13 protein-coding genes and 1 pseudogene are annotated in these 16540 nt (G+C 53.6%); 9 read left to right on the forward strand and 5 right to left on the reverse strand.

Features of this window, described 5'->3' with window-relative positions; all coding sequences use genetic code 11:
• Nucleotides 1–699: 699 nt before the first annotated feature.
• From AC5S26_RS24485 to AC5S26_RS24495, 3 genes are all read left to right on the forward strand, one after another.
• Nucleotides 700–1092, forward strand: a complete 393-nt coding sequence (locus AC5S26_RS24485; RefSeq protein ID WP_494187569.1) for a glycosyltransferase — start codon at nucleotides 700–702, stop codon at nucleotides 1090–1092.
• Nucleotides 1093–1548: 456 nt separating this feature from the next.
• On the forward strand, nucleotides 1549–2841 hold the full coding sequence (locus AC5S26_RS24490) for an MFS transporter (protein ID WP_494187570.1): 1293 nt from the start codon (nucleotides 1549–1551) through the stop codon (nucleotides 2839–2841).
• Between the two features lie 426 nt (nucleotides 2842–3267).
• Nucleotides 3268–3753, forward strand: coding sequence for a hypothetical protein (locus tag AC5S26_RS24495; RefSeq protein ID WP_494187571.1), 486 nt, complete (start codon nucleotides 3268–3270; stop codon nucleotides 3751–3753).
• Between the two features lie 418 nt (nucleotides 3754–4171).
• Here the strand turns inward: AC5S26_RS24495 and AC5S26_RS24500 are convergent, their stop codons facing one another.
• The 3 genes from AC5S26_RS24500 to AC5S26_RS24510 all read right to left on the reverse strand — a co-directional run bounded on the left by AC5S26_RS24500 (nucleotide 4172) and on the right by AC5S26_RS24510 (nucleotide 8355).
• Nucleotides 4172–4861: an IS6 family transposase gene (locus AC5S26_RS24500; RefSeq protein ID WP_494187611.1), complete on the reverse strand. Its 690-nt coding sequence runs from the start codon at nucleotides 4859–4861 to the stop codon at nucleotides 4172–4174.
• Nucleotides 4862–5111: 250 nt separating this feature from the next.
• Complete coding sequence (locus tag AC5S26_RS24505) at nucleotides 5112–6419, reverse strand: NCS2 family permease (RefSeq protein ID WP_494187572.1); 1308 nt, start codon at nucleotides 6417–6419, stop codon at nucleotides 5112–5114.
• Between the two features lie 775 nt (nucleotides 6420–7194).
• Nucleotides 7195–8355 carry a purine-nucleoside phosphorylase gene (locus AC5S26_RS24510; RefSeq protein ID WP_494187573.1) on the reverse strand — a complete coding sequence of 387 codons (1161 nt, stop codon included), beginning with the start codon at nucleotides 8353–8355 and terminating at the stop codon, nucleotides 7195–7197.
• Between the two features lie 191 nt (nucleotides 8356–8546).
• On the opposite strand from AC5S26_RS24510, the gene AC5S26_RS24515 reads away from it, so the two are divergent.
• From AC5S26_RS24515 to AC5S26_RS24525, 3 genes and pseudogenes are all read left to right on the forward strand, one after another.
• A complete protein-coding gene (locus AC5S26_RS24515) occupies nucleotides 8547–8729 on the forward strand; it encodes a hypothetical protein (protein ID WP_494187574.1) in 183 nt (60 codons plus the stop codon).
• A 25-nt stretch (nucleotides 8730–8754) separates the two neighbouring features.
• Nucleotides 8755–9189, forward strand: a complete 435-nt coding sequence (locus AC5S26_RS24520) for a DDE-type integrase/transposase/recombinase (RefSeq protein WP_494187575.1) — start codon at nucleotides 8755–8757, stop codon at nucleotides 9187–9189.
• Nucleotides 9074–9376: pseudogene (locus AC5S26_RS24525) on the forward strand (M3 family metallopeptidase); the annotation flags it as partial. The gene AC5S26_RS24520 and the pseudogene AC5S26_RS24525, both read left to right, overlap by 116 nt.
• Here AC5S26_RS24525 and AC5S26_RS24530 read toward each other — a convergent pair.
• The gene (locus AC5S26_RS24530; protein WP_494187576.1) at nucleotides 9326–9553 is read right to left on the reverse strand and encodes a hypothetical protein; all 228 of its coding nucleotides are present in this window, start codon (nucleotides 9551–9553) and stop codon (nucleotides 9326–9328) included. The pseudogene AC5S26_RS24525 and the gene AC5S26_RS24530 overlap by 51 nt on opposite strands.
• Nucleotides 9554–10701: 1148 nt before the next feature.
• Entirely contained in the window at nucleotides 10702–13677 is a 2976-nt protein-coding gene (locus AC5S26_RS24535) for a Tn3 family transposase (protein WP_494187577.1), read from the reverse strand.
• Nucleotides 13678–13819: 142 nt separating this feature from the next.
• Here AC5S26_RS24535 and AC5S26_RS24540 point away from each other — a divergent pair, with 142 nt between their 5' ends.
• The 3 genes from AC5S26_RS24540 (at nucleotide 13820) to AC5S26_RS24550 (ending at nucleotide 16504) form a co-directional block, all read left to right on the forward strand.
• On the forward strand, nucleotides 13820–14374 hold the full coding sequence (locus AC5S26_RS24540) for a recombinase family protein (protein ID WP_494187578.1): 555 nt from the start codon (nucleotides 13820–13822) through the stop codon (nucleotides 14372–14374).
• Nucleotides 14375–14786: 412 nt separating this feature from the next.
• The gene (locus AC5S26_RS24545; RefSeq protein WP_494187579.1) at nucleotides 14787–15164 is read left to right on the forward strand and encodes a BlaI/MecI/CopY family transcriptional regulator; all 378 of its coding nucleotides are present in this window, start codon (nucleotides 14787–14789) and stop codon (nucleotides 15162–15164) included.
• Nucleotides 15161–16504 (forward strand): TonB family protein, encoded by a 1344-nt coding sequence (locus AC5S26_RS24550; RefSeq protein ID WP_494187580.1) that lies wholly within the window; start codon nucleotides 15161–15163, stop codon nucleotides 16502–16504. Before AC5S26_RS24545 ends, AC5S26_RS24550 begins: the two co-directional genes overlap by 4 nt.
• Nucleotides 16505–16540: the final 36 nt, after the last annotated feature.

Here is a 16540-nt window from a genome sequence, read left to right on the forward strand (position 1 = left end):
AGGAGTATGTCGGCATGAAGATTGGCTTTCTGAGTTTACCTATGGTCGGGCATCTGAAACCCAATGACAGCGCTGGCGCGTAAAGTCCAATCCCGTGGACATGAAATTCTTTTTTTTCGGAATTCCTGATGTTGAGCTGTTCGCGCATGCAGCAAATTTACCCTTTGTACCCTTTTGCGAAAAGGACTACCCATGAGTCTTGGCATACCTTACGTGTATATATGGACCATTCTTCATATGGACCTTTCCGGGGCGACCCCAGTCTGCGTCTTTCCCTGGCCCCATGAAACTACTCAAGAGGCCCATTCCAGAAATATCGCAGGCGTAAAACAGCTGCAAGAATCTTTTGCGCCAGCAGCGGATTCCGCGAAAATCTATGCGGAAAACATGGATTGCAGATTGACTGGGATGATCCGAGAGCTACTCATTCAACTCTGGCTGAGATTACGCAGACGCCACGTGAGTTTGACTTCCCGAATATCCCTTGGCCAGCCAACTTCCATTATGCCGGCCCTTTCCACGACGACGATGGTCGCGAGGATATCGCCTTTCCTTGGGAAAGATTGAACAGCAAACCGGTGATTTATGCCTCACTCGGCACTCTGGTCAACGGAATCGAGAAGATCTACAACGCAATTCTGACTGCTGCGGCCAGCCTTCCGTCTACTCAGCTAGTGCTTTCCTTCGGCAACAATGTGAATGCGGACGCTCTTAGCCCCGTTCCGGCAGATGCAATCATCGTTTGCAAAGCACCCCCAGATTGCATTGCTGAAACAAGCAGCCCTTTGTATTACCCATGCGGGTATCAACACTGTGCTTGAGTCACTTGCGCAAGGAATACCCATGGTTGCCCTCCCAATTACTTACGACCAACCAGGAATTGCTGCCAGAATTGCCTTGCACGGGGTAGGTGAATTCATTGCATTCGAGAACCTTACAGCGAACCGCCTTCTGGAATCGATACAGAAGGTGTTAGGCAATTCGGAATACGGAAATAAAGCCCGTTACTTGCAACAGATCATTGCTGATACTCAAGGACTCGATGCAGCCGCGACCATCGTCGAGCAGGCATTGCTCAACAATGTTCGCTGACGCAGTGACTCGCATCTTGATGAGTTTCCGGGTGAACTTGGGTATGAGCGGCGTGGTTGCCCAAGCCCTCTTGGGTCGGACAGGCAACCGGGTTCACTGGCAAATGTACTGCTCCGCAAACACCAACCAGGACGAATGGCATTGTGACAGGCTGCAGCTAATTCAAGATCACAACACTTCCACGGCCTCTCCGGATCAATCTCGGGGGGCTTCTTTTGACGATATTTGTTGGAAGCGGAATAGCTAATGGAACTCATTGAGGAATTTATACGCGCATCGCGGGTTATTAGATAAGGCAGCATGACATTAGTACTCGCGAGCCTCAGGGTGGGCCCTGTCTGGGGCTTCTTTTTCCCTGTCACCCTTCGCAGATGGTTTCCACTTAACGGTCAAGAGTGAATACCTTCAATTTCAGCTCTTGAATGCTCGTTTCGAACCGAGCGCGAGGAGACGAAGATGAGTTCTACTTTGATACCAGTTGACCGGTTGCTTCGCCCCAATAATTTTCGTGCGGTCATGGCGGCATGCATTGGCAACTTACTCGAATGCTATGACTTTATTGTCTATGCTACGTTTGCAGTTCAAATATCTCGTATTTTTTTTCCAACGAAAAATGACTTTACTTCACTCATGGGGAGCCTCCTCACATTCGGAGTCGGTTTTATGGCCCGACCGCTCGGTGCCGCCTTATTCGGAGCATATGCAGATAGGGCGGGCCGCAAGGCGGCACTTACATCCACTGTTCTGCTCATGGCCAGCGGGTCCTTCATTATTGGTGTCTGTCCTTCGGCAGCAAAAATTGGGATTGCGGCGCCAGTTATTCTTCTGATTGCCCGCCTGATACAAGGCTTCTCTGCCGGGGGAGAAGTTGGAAGCGCCATTACCTTGACTGTCGAGGACGCGCCGACCATGAGTCGCGCTTTTTATGCAGCATTTCAATCTGGGGTCCAAGGGGCGGCACTTGTGCTTTGCGCAGTTGTTGCGCTAATTATTACCTTTCTTTTTACGAAGAACCAGGTGGACACCTGGGCATGGCGTATACCATTCTTACTTGGAACGCTGATTGCGCCTGTTGGGTTTTACATTCGGAGACACATTGCAGAGCCTGACCTCTTCATTAAGCAGAGGCAGAAAGCAACTAATGACAGTCCGATACATTTGGTCTACACCAAACACTTTAAAAAGTTATTGATAGGCATAGGTGTTGTGACGATAGGGACGGTTGGCAGTTATGTCGCGCTGTATATACCAACGTATGCGCACCAGGTGTTAAACATCTCACAATCTGACGCATACTTTTCTCTGATTATCGTCGGCGTAATTGCAATGACCTCTCCAGTGGCGGGAGCTGTCGCTGACAGATTCAGTAGAAAATCAGTTATGCTATCTTCTTCAGTTAGTCTTATCATCTTCACGTATCCAGCCTTTTCTTATCTGACTCACCATCCTGACGCCGCCACGCTGATTGAGGTACAGATAATGTTGGCCATTCTGGTGTCAGTGTATTCGGGTCCTGCAACCGCATTGTTGTCAGAGCTCTTTCCTACAGCAGTACGGTCTAGCGGAACATCTTCTGCGTACGGCTTGGGAGTGGCCATTTTCGGCGGATTCACACCAGCCATCATTTCTGGTCTAGCGACTTACACGGGAAACTGTCTAAGTATAGCTTTTTGGCTTATATTCAGCGCGACTCTTAGTTCGGTTTCTCTCCTTACTGTAAAGGATCAAAGTCGGATGGAGCTTTCGTAGCCTGCGATGGTATTGGTCTTCTCGTTATCCCCACGCTGTGGAAAATCGGCCTAATGACTCAGTAAAAGAGTGGACAATCTTGGTTCGGGCTTGTTACGCCCGAAACGAGTAAACAAGGGCTTGCAGTGTTTTATCAAAGATACCCAAGGACAATTGAGGTTAGGCGCCCGTTGGGCGCACCACACCAAACGTCAAAAACCGTAAGCTTGTATGTTGGCTGGCTCTGTGTTGCAGAAAACGCGAAGGTCGCGTGGCATTTGGTCAGCGAGCAGGAGGTCCATCGGGTGTCACGGGTAGAAGTCGATCGTTCCGGGTTTGTGGACCCGTCAGCAAGCCGCAGATATGCGCCGCTTAGCGGCATCACAGCAGTCTGTCCCCTGGCGATGTGACATTGAGGAAGAGCAGCCGGACCGACTCATAAGACAGTTGGCCTTACTGAACCTCACCGATGCCAACCTCTGTGACATGCAGGAGATCGTCTCTCAGGGTTACAGCCGCAAACTTGCTCCAGAACTCTTGCGGTTAGAGAAATCAGAGCATCCACTAAATGACGTTCAGGTCGGTGGCATTTCACTTTCGGAAAGCACATTCGATACCTTAAACGTCGAAGCACTTCGCCCTGATTCTCACAGCCGATATTTAGCGTCTAGCGAACGCGAGCGAGTGATAAAAAAGCTTTTCCTGCGCCATCGTGAGCAAGCTCCGCAAGGTAAAGTTATGCTCCGGTTCGGACGGAATCACCTGCATCACGGTCTGGATGCACGCGGCGTTTCGACCCTCGGGAACTTCGTCGCGGCGTGGGGCGCTTGCTCAGAGGCAGTTCTGTCGTCAACGTTGGAGTGTTCGCTGCTGTCGGCAAGGAACACCTGGCCGGACAAACCTTCGAAGCAGACGAGCGTCAGGACGAATTGACCTTTGCCCTTCTTGCAAGCCTCTCAGGAAGCGCAACCACGCTTTACGACCTCAGACAGATACGACCAATGCTGCATGCAATCCCAGCTGTCAAGCGGACCCCGTTAGAGACAAATCTCATTTACTGGGCTGATAATTACGACTACGTGCTCTGCTATCCGACCGTCTCCCCATTGCTGGATTCTTCGGCAGACCCACGCCGAAGACCGCGTGGTTGGGATGGCAGATTAGTACGGGGAAACGCGCTTCTCGAAAGGAGGCCATTGGTACCTAAAAGCTGACTTGTGGGTATCGATCACATGTTGTTGACCGTTTTTAGTCGCCACACCAAGTCAGGTATCCCCTTGCGTCTTGAGGCAATGTAGCTTGAGGCATCGTCAACTTAATGGTGAGAATAGGTAGGCACTCACATTGGGAGCTATGCAACGAGTGCAGCGAGGGCAGTTTTGTTCCATAAGTGAAAGGATTGGTTGAGCAATAGCCGATAATGGTTTGCAGAGAGAAGATGCCGACGCAATCGAAAGGGAGCGTTGAGAGGCTCGAACAGAGACAGAAAACGTTGTGCCTGCTCCGGAGATTTGAAGCGCTTTATTTGCCTTTCTCGGACGCGGGTTGGTTGATGCGAGTTCTCGGCTCGATTATTCAGATAGCGGCTCTGCCGATGTTCTATGTCGGGCATGATGAGCTTTCTGGCTGCAGCATAGCTCCGTAACTTATCTGTGATGATAACGCGCGGCGGTTCTCTGCAGCATGCAGTAGCTTCCGAAAAGAAGTGTAACGCTGCCCAGCGATCCCTCTTTGGCTGAACCAGAATATCAATGACCACTCCGTTTTGGTCCACGGCTCGCCACAAATAATGTTGCACGCCATTCATCTGGATGAAGACTTCGTCCAGGTGCCACTTTGATCCGATGCGCGCTCGCTTCCTCCTCAGCAACAGCGCATAGAGCGAGCCGACCTTCTGACACCATTCTCGGACTGTCTCATATGTCACCGGCACGCCTCGCTTGGCCATCATCTCTTCGGCGTTGCGATAGCTCAAGGCAAAACGAAAGTATAGCCATACGCACTTCTTTACGCTTCGATGGGAAATCGGTGCCGACGATATCTGCTCTCAGACTGCTCACCGCCTAAGGATCTCACACACTTAAGTTGGCGATGCCAAATCTTCCGCATCGATGCTTACGCGGGGGCGGGCAAAACCACGACTCTCCGTCTGCTCGCGTCGAGTACGAACGGGCGCGGACTCTATTTGGCATTCAATCGAAGCTGTCGTTATTCAACTTGCGGCGAAGATTAAGACGCTCTGAGTTCCTTTGTTCGTTGCGATTTCCACACATCCTGTTCTTCTCTCCAGCTTATTCTGCATGAAGATACGCAAATCGCGACAGAAACAGCAACGCCAGCAGATAAAGTATCCAGTGCTGCCGCCGTCCGCGGCCGGTCGCCAATTCCAGCGCCGCGAAGCTGATGATTCCAAACGACAGACCCGTAGCGATCGAGTACGTCAGAGGAATCGTAATGAACGTCAGGAACGACGGGATCGCCACCCGCGGTTCCTCCCAGTCAATTCTGGCCGCGCCCGCGACCATCAGCGCACCCACTAGAATCAATGCCGGTGCCGCGGCAAAGTCCGGAATCGCGCCAACCACCGGCGCCACAAAGATTGCCGTCAAAAACAGCAACCCGGTCACAATCGCCGTCACACCCGTGCGCCCGCCCGCCGCCACGCCCGCCGAGCTCTCAATATAGCTGGTTACCGTGCTCGTCCCCGCCAGCGATCCCACCACCGTCGAGGTCGCATCCGCAAAGAAAATCTTGTCCAGCCGCGGAATCGTATGGTCTTCCCTGATTAACCCCGCTCGTTCCGTCACCGCCACGAACGTCCCAATATTGTCGAACAGATCGACGAACAGGAACACGAAAATAATCTCCAGCGCATTCATCTTCAGCGCGCCGCGAATATCAAGATGAAACGCCGTCTGTCGGATCGCCATCGGATTGAACGTCGAAGGCTGCCACTTCACCTGGTGACACGCAATCCCCAGTGCCAGCGTCGCCAGCACGCCAATCAGCATGGACGCCTTTACGCGATACGCCTGCAGCACCGCAATCAGAAGTATCCCAAACATTGCCAACAACACCGCCGGCGAATGCATATTTCCTAACGTCACCGTAGTCGCCGCGCTCGGCACAATGATCCCCGACTTCCGCAGTCCGATGAACGCGATAAACAACCCGATGCCGCCCGCAACCGACGCATGCAGTTGATACGGAATCGCCCCCACCAGCTTCTGCCGGATGCCTCCAAACGTCAGCATCAGAAAGATCACGCCCGAAAGAAACACCGCGCCCAGCGCCGTCTGCCACGGCACGCCCATGCCCTTCACGACCGTATACGTGAAGTAGGCGTTCAGCCCCATGCCCGGGGCCAGCGCCAGCGGATAGTTCGCCAGCGTACCCATCATGATCGACCCGAACGCCGCGCATAAGCAAGTCGAAGTCGTCACCGCCGCTAACGGCATCCCGGTCTGCGAAAGAATCGCCGGGTTAACGAAGATGATGTAAGCCATCGTGATGAACGTCGTCAGCCCGGCCAACATCTCTGTCCGCCACGTGGCGGACAGTTCTGTAAAATGAAAGTAATTCTCCAGGCGGCTTCGCATGGGCTGCTGATTTTCCTTCGTATCCGGATTCGTCGGTACATTTCGCTTGCGCACAAGTCGGGCGACACAAGCAAGTTAAGTTATCGCACTACGTCAGAAAGTGGTCTATATCTAACAGTAATGAAAGCGTGGAATAGTCTGGGAGAATTGTCTCGTACGCTATATCTAATGTAATAGCTGAAAACACGATGCAGATTTCCCTTATATGTTGTTGTTGACCTAACGTTGGTCTCTTGTTGGCGAGCATGCCAAATTCCGTGATGACATGACAATAAGGAATAGCAGCTACACACATAAAAACACGGCGCTACCACGTTTATTCCTTGAGACTGCGCCGCCCAGTTATGTTTTGCGAGATCGTCCGTATTTCAGAGCTATCCAGATAAGACCTTCGCGCCATTAGTCGAAGTAAGGGCTCTGATCTGCATTTGTTGCTCTCGTGTAGTCCTACCCGAAGAAGTCGCAATCCGCTACGGTGATGAGAAACAAAACCGTCGATCGAGCAATGTGTCGATCTCCTGACGCGTGAACTGCTCCGTGGCACTGTTTTTTTGACAAAGAACTAACCGTTCTCAGTTGTTAGCTACTCCCCTTAAGAGTAGAGGCTAGTTGTAATCCGCAGACCGATACTATGAGTTACCGATGAAGAGAACTCAAACAAGGCCCAGACATTATTTGTTGGGCCTTGTTCGCCAGATGCTATTGATCAGACGCAACTCGTCTATCGAATTGGATCTAACTTTAGATTACATATTAAAGCTGACTCCCTTTGTCATTACTTCCTGTCCGAATGACTCTCTCCACTCGACGGATTCAGATGGGAAGGTACACCACCGCGCCATTCTTGCCAGTATTCAGAGATATTCGTTATTAGGGGAAGGCCAGCACGATAGAGGTTCTCGATCGCAGGCCCAAAACCTCCTGCAGACTCAAAACTGAAAAGACTGCCAAATGCACTCTGCCCGGGATAGGGTCGATCAAAATCTGATCCGGTGCGGAGAACGGCGACACGTAGCAAGTCTATTCGTCCTGCACTTGCAGCGCGTTTTAGTGCTACGTAGGTCGCATTGTCCTCCTCTTGAGACGTACAATACGTGCCCTTTTCCTGAGTGAGTTGTTTAGTCCAAGCTCGCGCCCGGTCACCAATCAAGTTGCCCGCCCACCATGTGTCATCAGAAAGTGTGTCGCATTGAAGCACCTTCGGTGGCTCATTCGCGGGCGAGTAGGCGTACTTTGCGCGCGTGGCTCGTGCCCCTGGACTATCAGCTAAAGGAACATTTTTAGAGAGCGCGAAGGCGACATCTACCAGCCTTGGATTTAATTCAAAAAGTTCTGTGTGATTCATAAGGCGCGGCAGTTCATTAGGCGACTTTCCTCCAACTGCTACGAAGCCGCTTGGCCACTCCTTCGGTTTTTCTCGGGAATCGATTTCCCATTGTGCTCCAAAATCAACTAAATACTTAGCCCATGCGGCTGAGCCAAGTGTGCCTTGCATAGGGTCAATTCCTGCAATTCCCGTTATCAGAAAATAGCTTTGACGCAGATCAAACTGATTGGAGAACGTCAACGCCATAAGGGAGGCTGCAGCGTTAGCGTGTCCCATATCAGTCGTCATCACACAAATACTCTGACGATTGCAATGGATATCAGGATAATCCGGTGAGAGACCCGGAATATTGATTACATCCCATGGGCCCAAATGATCAAGCCATACCTTAGTTTCCGGACCGAACATAGTTACGATCATGACTTCTACTTCGCGGGCATGTATTCCGGGACTAGAAGTTGCTTGGGCTCGAGCGAAAGGTGTAACAAGTGACAGCAGCAATCCTACGATCGCAGCAATAGTGAAGTCTGTTTGTCTTGTCGCATCCTTGATTCTTAAAGTATTACCAGTTAGTTTTTTTCTAATTTTCATCAACACAGCAACAATCATTTTAATAACCTTGTCTAGTTAAATCGACATCGTGCATGAAAGCGTTTGTCTATTAAAACACCCAGCATCACTAAATATTCCGAGCAAGAGCACTATATGCAGCACGTATCGGAGATCGCGAATGACAATACGGGCACTGTTGCATCAACTCGGTTTAGGAGGAAGGGAAGGTAGGAACGTTAGGATGGGTCATGTTCAAGCGTCGCCGTTTTCCTGTCGAGATCATTTTGGTTTGTGTTCGCTGGTATTGCAAGTATGGGATCAGCTATCGCGATCTTGCGGAGATGATGCAGGAGCGCGGCGTAGAAGTAGACCCATCCACAATCATGCGGTGGGTCCATCGCTCCACGCCTGAGCTGGAGAAGTTGGTATAAGGGTTATCGGGTAAGCTCGTGGCGAGTGGACGAGATCTACGTGAGGGGCGGAGGAAAGTGGAAGTATCTGTTCCGATCTGTCGATAAGGACGGCCGGCTGATCGACTTCATGTTGACGGATCGACGGAACGCCCGTGCGACCTATCGTTTCCTCGGAAAAGCGTTGACGACCATGCGCCACTGGCCACCGTCCTCGATCGCGACAGACCAGCTCGGATTCTATCCAAAGCCATCATCAGGCTGCAGCGAGAAAGAAAAATGGCTCCCGACACGGAGGATCGCACATGCAAGTATCTCAATAACTTCATCGAGGCCGACCACGGTGCTCTCAAACGAGTCAGACCCATCTCGACCTCAACGAAGTTCCACCGCGCTACCGCTCGACTTATTTCTTGCACATCTGGTCCCACGAATACGCCGCCGGCTACTACGCGTATCTCCGGTCGGAGATGCTCGATGACGACGCTTTCCAGTCGTTCATGGATCACGGTGGTCTCACTCGCGCTAACGGCGACCGCTTTCGCCAGATGGTTCTCTCTGCAGGTAGCACCGTTGATTACGCCAAGCTGTACCGCAACTGGCGTGGCGGCGATCCTTCAATCCAACCGCTCCTCAAGCAGCGCGGGCTCAGTGCGATCAAACCATAGAACCAGTTCCTTGCTCTCATTTTGATGCCAAATTGCCAATGCACTCACTGAGCCGTGATCGAGAATCACAAATGACGGTTTATGAGTCCTTCCAAATCGCTTCATAGAGAATGCCGCAAACAAATAGATTAGGACATAAGTTGTAAGTTCTTTTTCCGCTTCGTAAGTAGGATGCATGCGGGTCTCCCTTTCAGCGGCTAACGCTTGAGGTTGACGTCCTTGGACGTTTTCGGTTTCGCCTACCCTATTTGCTTATTGAAGTTGGCCAAATGAGAGCCGGACATATGGGCTCTAGAAACCAAGAACTAGATTTGATGGCAAGCACAGATTCAAGGGATGAAAGCATAATTGATACAGACGCGGTCACGGTCTTTAATCGTTACCAAATCTTCGTGGAGAAGGGAATTACCGGAGCCATCGTAAGATCAGGCTTACTGTGGCGGCGAACCTGTTGGAATGCCGTAGTCCTAGTATGGCCTGCGAGCAATTTAAGATAAGCCTGCTCTGCGGCATTCGAGGGGGCTCTGTGCTAATTTGAGATTCAGGTTCGATGCTGTCAGGCCTAGTCGTCAGGGCTCTCGCCATCTCTGGGCCAATATAAGGGATCATTTGAATGTCCTGGTGTGCTCTGGCTGTAACCGACAACGCACTTAGTCAAAATCGCCTCCGGTTTTAAAACACCCGGGCGGTCCAGTTTATTCCCTTGAATTCAATGCGCGATGGCTTACGCTAGTCCCAGGGCAGGACCTCGATCCTCCACCGTGAGATACAGGGCTTGTGCTGTTGCGCCGCTGGGGTGTGCACGATCCAGCCTTGGCGGCGTCCCTGCCTAATATTCCTGATGAAGCTACAGGACAATACGCCGAGGTGTTCTATAAGCACATGAACAAATGTCCGAAGTGCAATGAGGCGAGAATTGTCAGGATTCCGGATATAGAAATCTGAGGATACGTCTCAGCCGCGAAATGCTTTCGGTCCTTGCTCTTTCGTTGTATCGCCACTCGATACGACAAAACCGCCAGAAACTTCCTCGCGCCATACAACTCGCCGCTTCAACTATCTGGGTAATTTGATGACACGCCCGCCCTAGGAATAAATACTGCCAGTCTGTGTTTTTACTGTAGTAGCTGCAGTAGCGCGCAGCTTGAGTAGTTTCGCGTTCCGGCTTTCTGCGGCAAGCCGTTATCTGGAGATTCAATTGTGAGTCATATTCTTGTTTGCGCTGTGCCTAACCCTGGACACGTCGGGCCGATGTTGGCTGCCGCTCAGCATCTTAAGAGCGTTGGCCATAGGGGGGCACCTCAAGAAAGGGAATTTTATGTACGCTAAGGCGCGCCGGAGGTGTTTCTTGGGCTTCGGAGGGGTCTGAAGCCTCCCTTGGCCACCCGCTTATTGGTGTGCCAAGAGTAATCGCCCGTGAGATTGATGTGCTCCCAGCCAAGCGGAGAGACGTGCTGGAGCAGGGCGGGATCGAACTGCCGTGATTTCGCCATCTGCTCTGTTGCGCGCTCTAGGTAGACCGTGTTCCAGAGCGTAATCGCTGCCACAACCAGGTTCAGCTCGCTTGCGCGATGCCGTTGATTCTCAAATGATCGATCACGAATTTCGCCCAGCCGATTGAAGAACACGGCGCGTGCCAGCGAGTTCCGTGCCTCACCCTTGTTTAGACCGGCGGTGACCCGCCGACGTAACGCTGGATCTTCAAGCCAGGCCAACATAAAAAGGCTTCGTTCGATCCTTCCGATCTCACGCAGTGCGAGAGCAAGGCTATTTTGTCGGGGGTACGAGCCAAGTTTGCGCAGGATCAAAGACGCGGTGACGGTGCCCTGCTGAATGGATGTGGCCAGCCGCAGCACCTCGCCGAGCTGCTGTTCGATGATCTTCGTATTGATGGAAGCACCGATCATGGAGCTGAGTGCTGGCCATTGCGCAGGCTTGCCCGGCACATAAAGACGTTTGTCTGCCAGGTCGCGTATGCGAGGCGCGAAGCGGAAGCCGAGTAGGTGACAGAGAGCGAAGACGTGATCGGTGAAGCCGGCGGTGTCGGTGTAGTGTTCTTCGATCCGCAGTTCGGACTCGTGATAGAGCAGGCCATCGAGCACATGCGTCGCATCGCGAACGGTGGCGTTGATGACCTTAGGATGGAACGGTGCGTACTGATCGGAGACGTGAGTGTAGAAGGTGACGCCGGGATCGTTTCCATATTTCGCGTTCACCTGGCCTGCGGCTTCGCCCCGGCCGCCCGCGCGGTAGCGCTGACCATCAGAAGAGGATGTGGTGCCTTCGCCCCAGTGCGTAGCGAATGGAATGTGGTGCTGATGGTTGACGATTTCGGCCAGAGCTTTCGAGTAGGTTTCGTCGCGAATGTGCCAGGCGACCAGCCAGGAGAGCTTAGCGGGACTTGTGCCCGGGCAGGATTCAGCCATCTTTCCAAGGCCGAGATTGGTCGCATCCGCCAAAATAGCGGTCAACAACAGCGATGGATCTTTCACCGGCTCGTTCGATTTGAGATGTGCGAAATGCCGGGTGAAACCGGTCCAGCGGTCTACCTCCATCAGTAGGTCCGTGATCTTGACGTGTGGAAGCATACTGCTCAGGGCATCCCGGAGAGCCTCGGCCTCTTTCGGAACGCTGTTCTCAAGCGGGCTGATCGTGAGTCCCGAACTGTTCAACTCTGCATCCGGCAATTTATCTTCCCGGGCGAGAGCATTGGTCTGGTCGAGAGCACTCTGCAATAGCGAGATCCGCTCCTCGATGTACGCCGCTCCGGTCGTAGGCACGGCAACGTGGAACTCACCGTTTGTGAGCCTGCGAGCAAACTCGGGGCGCGGCATCAGGTAGTCCTCGAAGTCGCGAAATTGGCGGGAGCCAACGACCGAGACATCCCCGGAACGCAGGGAGTTTTTCAGCTCAGCCATGACGCAGAGTTCATAAAATCGGCGGTCGATCCCTTCAGGACCGACCACATACGCCTCCCAGCGCTTTCGAATAAAGCCCAAGGGAGCGTGCTGGGGCACTTTCCGCAGCCCATCACAGTTCATCTCCCGCAGCACTTCGACAGCCTCGATCAACTCGCGAGCAACCGGAGCGGGTCGAAGTTGAAGAGTCTCGATCAACGCGGGGGCGTAGCGCCGGAGCTGAGGATAGTGTTCTCCGATGAGCGAGAGCGCATCGAAGTCCTCACCCCGCGCGAGTTCAGCCGCCTCTTTCACGCTGGAAGAGAAACTCTCCCATGGCACGACCGCCTCGATCGCGGCGAAAGGATCGCGACCTTGCTCCCTGGCATCGACCAGCCCAGCTCCGACCTTTGCGTAGAGCCGAACTTTGTCGTTGATGGCTTTGCCTTGTTCGGCAAAGGCCCGCTCGTACTTGTTCTTCGACTTTGTAAAGAAGCTTCCGATCAGCCGGTCATTTAGGTCGACGATTTCATCGGTCAGCGTTGCGGCTGTTTCGATCATCAGTGCGACCAGTGTGCCGTGCCGCCGTGTCTGCTCATACTCTTTGAATTGATAGACCGCTGTCTGGCTGGCTTCGCGGGCGAGCTGCAGCAATCGATTCTGATGGAGTTTGTGGCTTACATCGGGCGGCAACGCAAGGTCACGGATTGCACTAAGCCGCTCGATATGTCCAAGGACAGCCCGCGGCGTGGGCGCTCCCGGCGGCATTCGCAACCAGGCGAGCGTACTGTACGGACTACCCTGACGCTGCTCCAGGAGTCGGTCGAGCTTGGCGCGGTGTTCATCGTCTAGCCCTTCGGTAAGGAGGGCGAAGACTTTTCTCTGCGCCCGCGTCATTGCCTCCGCACAGAGCCGTTCAATCACTGGTACCGAAGGCAGTACGATCAGGCGCTTCCGAAGTTCCTCAACCACTGCTTGAGCGAGAACAACTCCGCGCGTGGTTTGCAACGCCGTGGGATCGAGCCACGCCGAGATAGACCGATAGTGCTTGGTTCCGAACTGCTCCATTCCCAATCGAGGCAGCAGCTCAAGCAGATGGCTTCGACGTGTAGCATCGCGCTCCGCGTATACATGCCACACATCGATCGAAATCCCTAGCTGCCCGGCAACGATAGCGAGAACAGGGGCGTGAGGGCTTTCGTTCCCGGCCAGCACTCTGCCTGGATGCCGGAGATAGCTCATCAGCACGGCAATCCCGAGGCGGTTGTGGTCGCCGCGATGCTGCCGAATAAAGGCTGTGTCGGCCTTCGTCAACGCGTACAGCCGAATCAGCTCTCCCTGATCCGTCGGGAAGGCGAGCAGTTCAACGCGCTCTGAGGAGGTCAGCAGCTCTCGGCGGGGCATCGTTTGGCAGTGTAGCGAATACGGAGGTTTTCAGGACAAATGCAAAGCTGTCGAATTTCCCTCGTTTCGCTTCCCGAAAGTGTCTCATAACTCATCCTGAAATCTATGTCCTAAATACCCGGGCCTTGATAGGATTCGATACATGCGCATCGGCTACGCCCGTGTCTCCACCGACGACCAAACGCTCGACCTGCAGAAGGACGCCCTTAAACACGCCAAATGCCGACAGATGTACGAAGAACAGGCAAGCGGCAAGAACATCGGCAGGCCGCAACTGGAAGGATGCCTCAGAAGCCTCCGCGAGGGAGATACCCTCGTCGTCTGGAGGCTCGACCGGCTTGGGCGCAATCTGGCCGACCTCGTTGGCCTCATCGCAGAACTCGAACAACGTAAGATCAACTTCGAATCCCTGACCGAGAAGATTGAAACCAACTCTCCTGCCGGGCGGCTCGTTTTCCATGTCTTCGCCGCGCTCGCCGAGTTCGAGCGCAACCTGATCCGCGAAAGAACCGTCGCGGGTCTCAAAGCAGCTCGCGCCCGCGGTCGAACCGGGGGCCGTCCGTCGAAGCTCTCCGCCAAAGAGATCAAAACCATCCGCGCTCTGCTCAAATCGGCCGACATTCCGGTGTCGGAGATTGCAGCACGTTTCCACATCGCACGATCGACCCTCTACCGGGTTCTCAAGCCTGCTGCTTGACTGATAAATGCTGGCTGCACGTTTATGCCGCCACCGCTGCAACGTTATGCCGCCAATGGCGACCACATGCTGCAAAGTTATCCCGCACCCGTTTCGCACGAATCCGCCCAGGCAGCGAAAGGCGGAAATCGAAGTTGCTCAAAACCCGACTTTGCGGGAGCTTGGCTCGGCAATAAATACGTTGACTAACCCAAGTGGGCGCTAATCGGGTATTTCATAGTCAGGAACGTCAATGCACTTGCCTAAAGCGCGGCACGCCTCATAGCACTTGTGGCAGAACAGCCTATGCGTCTCGCTGAGAGCCATCGCGACCTCCAAAGCTTCCTGAAACAAAAAATCTCACCTCCTAAGAGATTAGTTGACAATGAGGCCTGCTTTCAATAGAGTCCTAACCAATTAGGAGATGAGTGAAATGGTTCGAGGAGATAAGGAGGCGTTGACGAAGCTGGAGCTGCAGATCATGCAGGTGATCTGGAAGCGAGGAGCGAGCAACGTAAGCGAGGTTCAGGAGGAGTTGGAGCAGGAGCTTGCGTACACTACCGTGCAAACGATGCTGAACATTTTGCACCGCAAGGGAAAGCTCAAACGCAAGCTGAAGGGGCGCGCCTTCGAGTACAGTGCGGTGGTGACCGAGGCGAAGGCATTGAACCACGCGGTCCGCGACCTTGTGGATCGGATGTTTGGGGGCTCGAGTGAAGAGCTGGTGATGAGCCTGATTAAGAGCAAGCAGATCGATGCAGAACAGATCGCAAAGCTGACGAAGAAGCTGGAAGTGGAGAGCGGCGAATGAAGACGCTCGAGTTATGGATTGTGGCCTATCTTTTGAATTCGCTGTGGATGGTTCCGCTGGTGTTCAGTTTTGCATGGACGGCGGCGCGGCTGGTGCGACGAGCGGGTCCTGAGGCCGAACACCAGGTGTGGGTGGTGGCGCTATTTATGGAAGTGCTGTTGCCCGCTTTGCATCTTCGGCTGGCGGAGGTATGGCGCAGTGTGAATGCACTGATCTCATGGGCATGGCGGGCGAAGGGCGGTAGTGGAGATACGCGCGTCACCTTTGTGACAGGAGCCGGGCGAGCACACAATGGTTTGCATCTTCCTCCATGGTTGGCAGCGAGCCTTGCCATAATTTATGCGTGCGCCGTTCTGTATTTTGCAGCGAGGCTCGCGTGGGGACTCTGGAAGACAGATGCAATTCGTCGTGAGGCTGAGCCTAACGAAGTAAAGGGTGCGATAGAGGGTCGCTGGAGGTTGCGTTGCAGGGACGCGAGAGTTGAGGGTTCAGCGCTCCTGCAATCTAAGAGAATGCATGGCCCCGCGACGGTGGGTGTACGGCGTGCAGCGTTGATGGTACCGCCGGGATTCTTCGATGGCATGGCGGAGAACGATATGAATGCGGTGATGGCACACGAGTGCGCACACATGCAAAGGCAAGACTTTGCGAAGAATATTCTCTACAGCATCATCGCGTTGCCAGTGGCGCATCACCCGCTGCTGTGGATGACCTCTTCGCGACTAACGGAAAGCCGCGAGATGGTATGCGACGCAATGGCCGCTGAAGCGGTAGATGGAAGGGAGAAGTACACGAAGTCGCTGCTGTGGCTGGCGTCACTGTTAGCAGAAGGAGAGCCAGCTGGAACGATTCACGCCATCGGAATCTTCGATGCCAACAGCCTTGAAAGGAGAGTTATGAGTCTCACGAGACGAAGGGAAGGGACGGGATGGGCGCTCAGGCTGGCGATGCTGGTTGGGTGCGTGGCAATTGGAGCGGCGACGTGCGCGTCCGCTCTGGCGTTACGGATGAATGTCGGAGCGGAAAAGAGCGAGCAGCCTGTTTCACCTAAGATTGCTCCCGGCGTGATCGCCGGCAACGTTATCTATCAAAAGACCCCCCTGTATCCAGCCGAGGCAAAGGCAAACCAGGATACGGTCGACGGTCCGGTCGTCCTTGATGCAATTATTAGCAAGGAGGGGGTAGTGACCAATCTTCGGGTGAGGCAGAGCCTGCGCCACGATTACGATGTGAGCGCGCTGGAGGCGGTAAAAGAGTGGAGATACAAGCCCTATATCTTGAATGGCGAACCCAACGAGGTCCAGACGACCATCACAGTGAATTTCTCCATAGAAAAATAAATCTTGCATGAGAGAGGAGTGCGTTGGGATGCGCAC

Source organism: Edaphobacter sp. FHG110511_03, from assembly GCF_059115365.1.

Bases quoted from the DNA above. Each gene is read 5' to 3' on its own strand.
- AC5S26_RS24485 (WP_494187569.1), top strand. From the start codon at position 700: ATGCGGACGCTCTTAGCCCCGTTCCGGCAGATGCAATCATCGTTTGCA.
- AC5S26_RS24490 (WP_494187570.1), top strand. From the start codon at position 1,549: ATGAGTTCTACTTTGATACCAGTTGACCGGTTGCTTCGCCCCAATAAT.
- AC5S26_RS24505 (WP_494187572.1), bottom strand. From the start codon at position 6,419: ATGCGAAGCCGCCTGGAGAATTACTTTCATTTTACAGAACTGTCCGCC.
- AC5S26_RS24510 (WP_494187573.1), bottom strand. From the start codon at position 8,355: ATGATTGTTGCTGTGTTGATGAAAATTAGAAAAAAACTAACTGGTAAT.
- AC5S26_RS24515 (WP_494187574.1), top strand. From the start codon at position 8,547: ATGTTCAAGCGTCGCCGTTTTCCTGTCGAGATCATTTTGGTTTGTGTT.
- AC5S26_RS24530 (WP_494187576.1), bottom strand. From the start codon at position 9,553: ATGCATCCTACTTACGAAGCGGAAAAAGAACTTACAACTTATGTCCTA.
- AC5S26_RS24535 (WP_494187577.1), bottom strand. From the start codon at position 13,677: ATGCCCCGCCGAGAGCTGCTGACCTCCTCAGAGCGCGTTGAACTGCTC.
- AC5S26_RS24540 (WP_494187578.1), top strand. From the start codon at position 13,820: ATGCGCATCGGCTACGCCCGTGTCTCCACCGACGACCAAACGCTCGAC.
- AC5S26_RS24545 (WP_494187579.1), top strand. From the start codon at position 14,787: ATGGTTCGAGGAGATAAGGAGGCGTTGACGAAGCTGGAGCTGCAGATC.
- AC5S26_RS24550 (WP_494187580.1), top strand. From the start codon at position 15,161: ATGAAGACGCTCGAGTTATGGATTGTGGCCTATCTTTTGAATTCGCTG.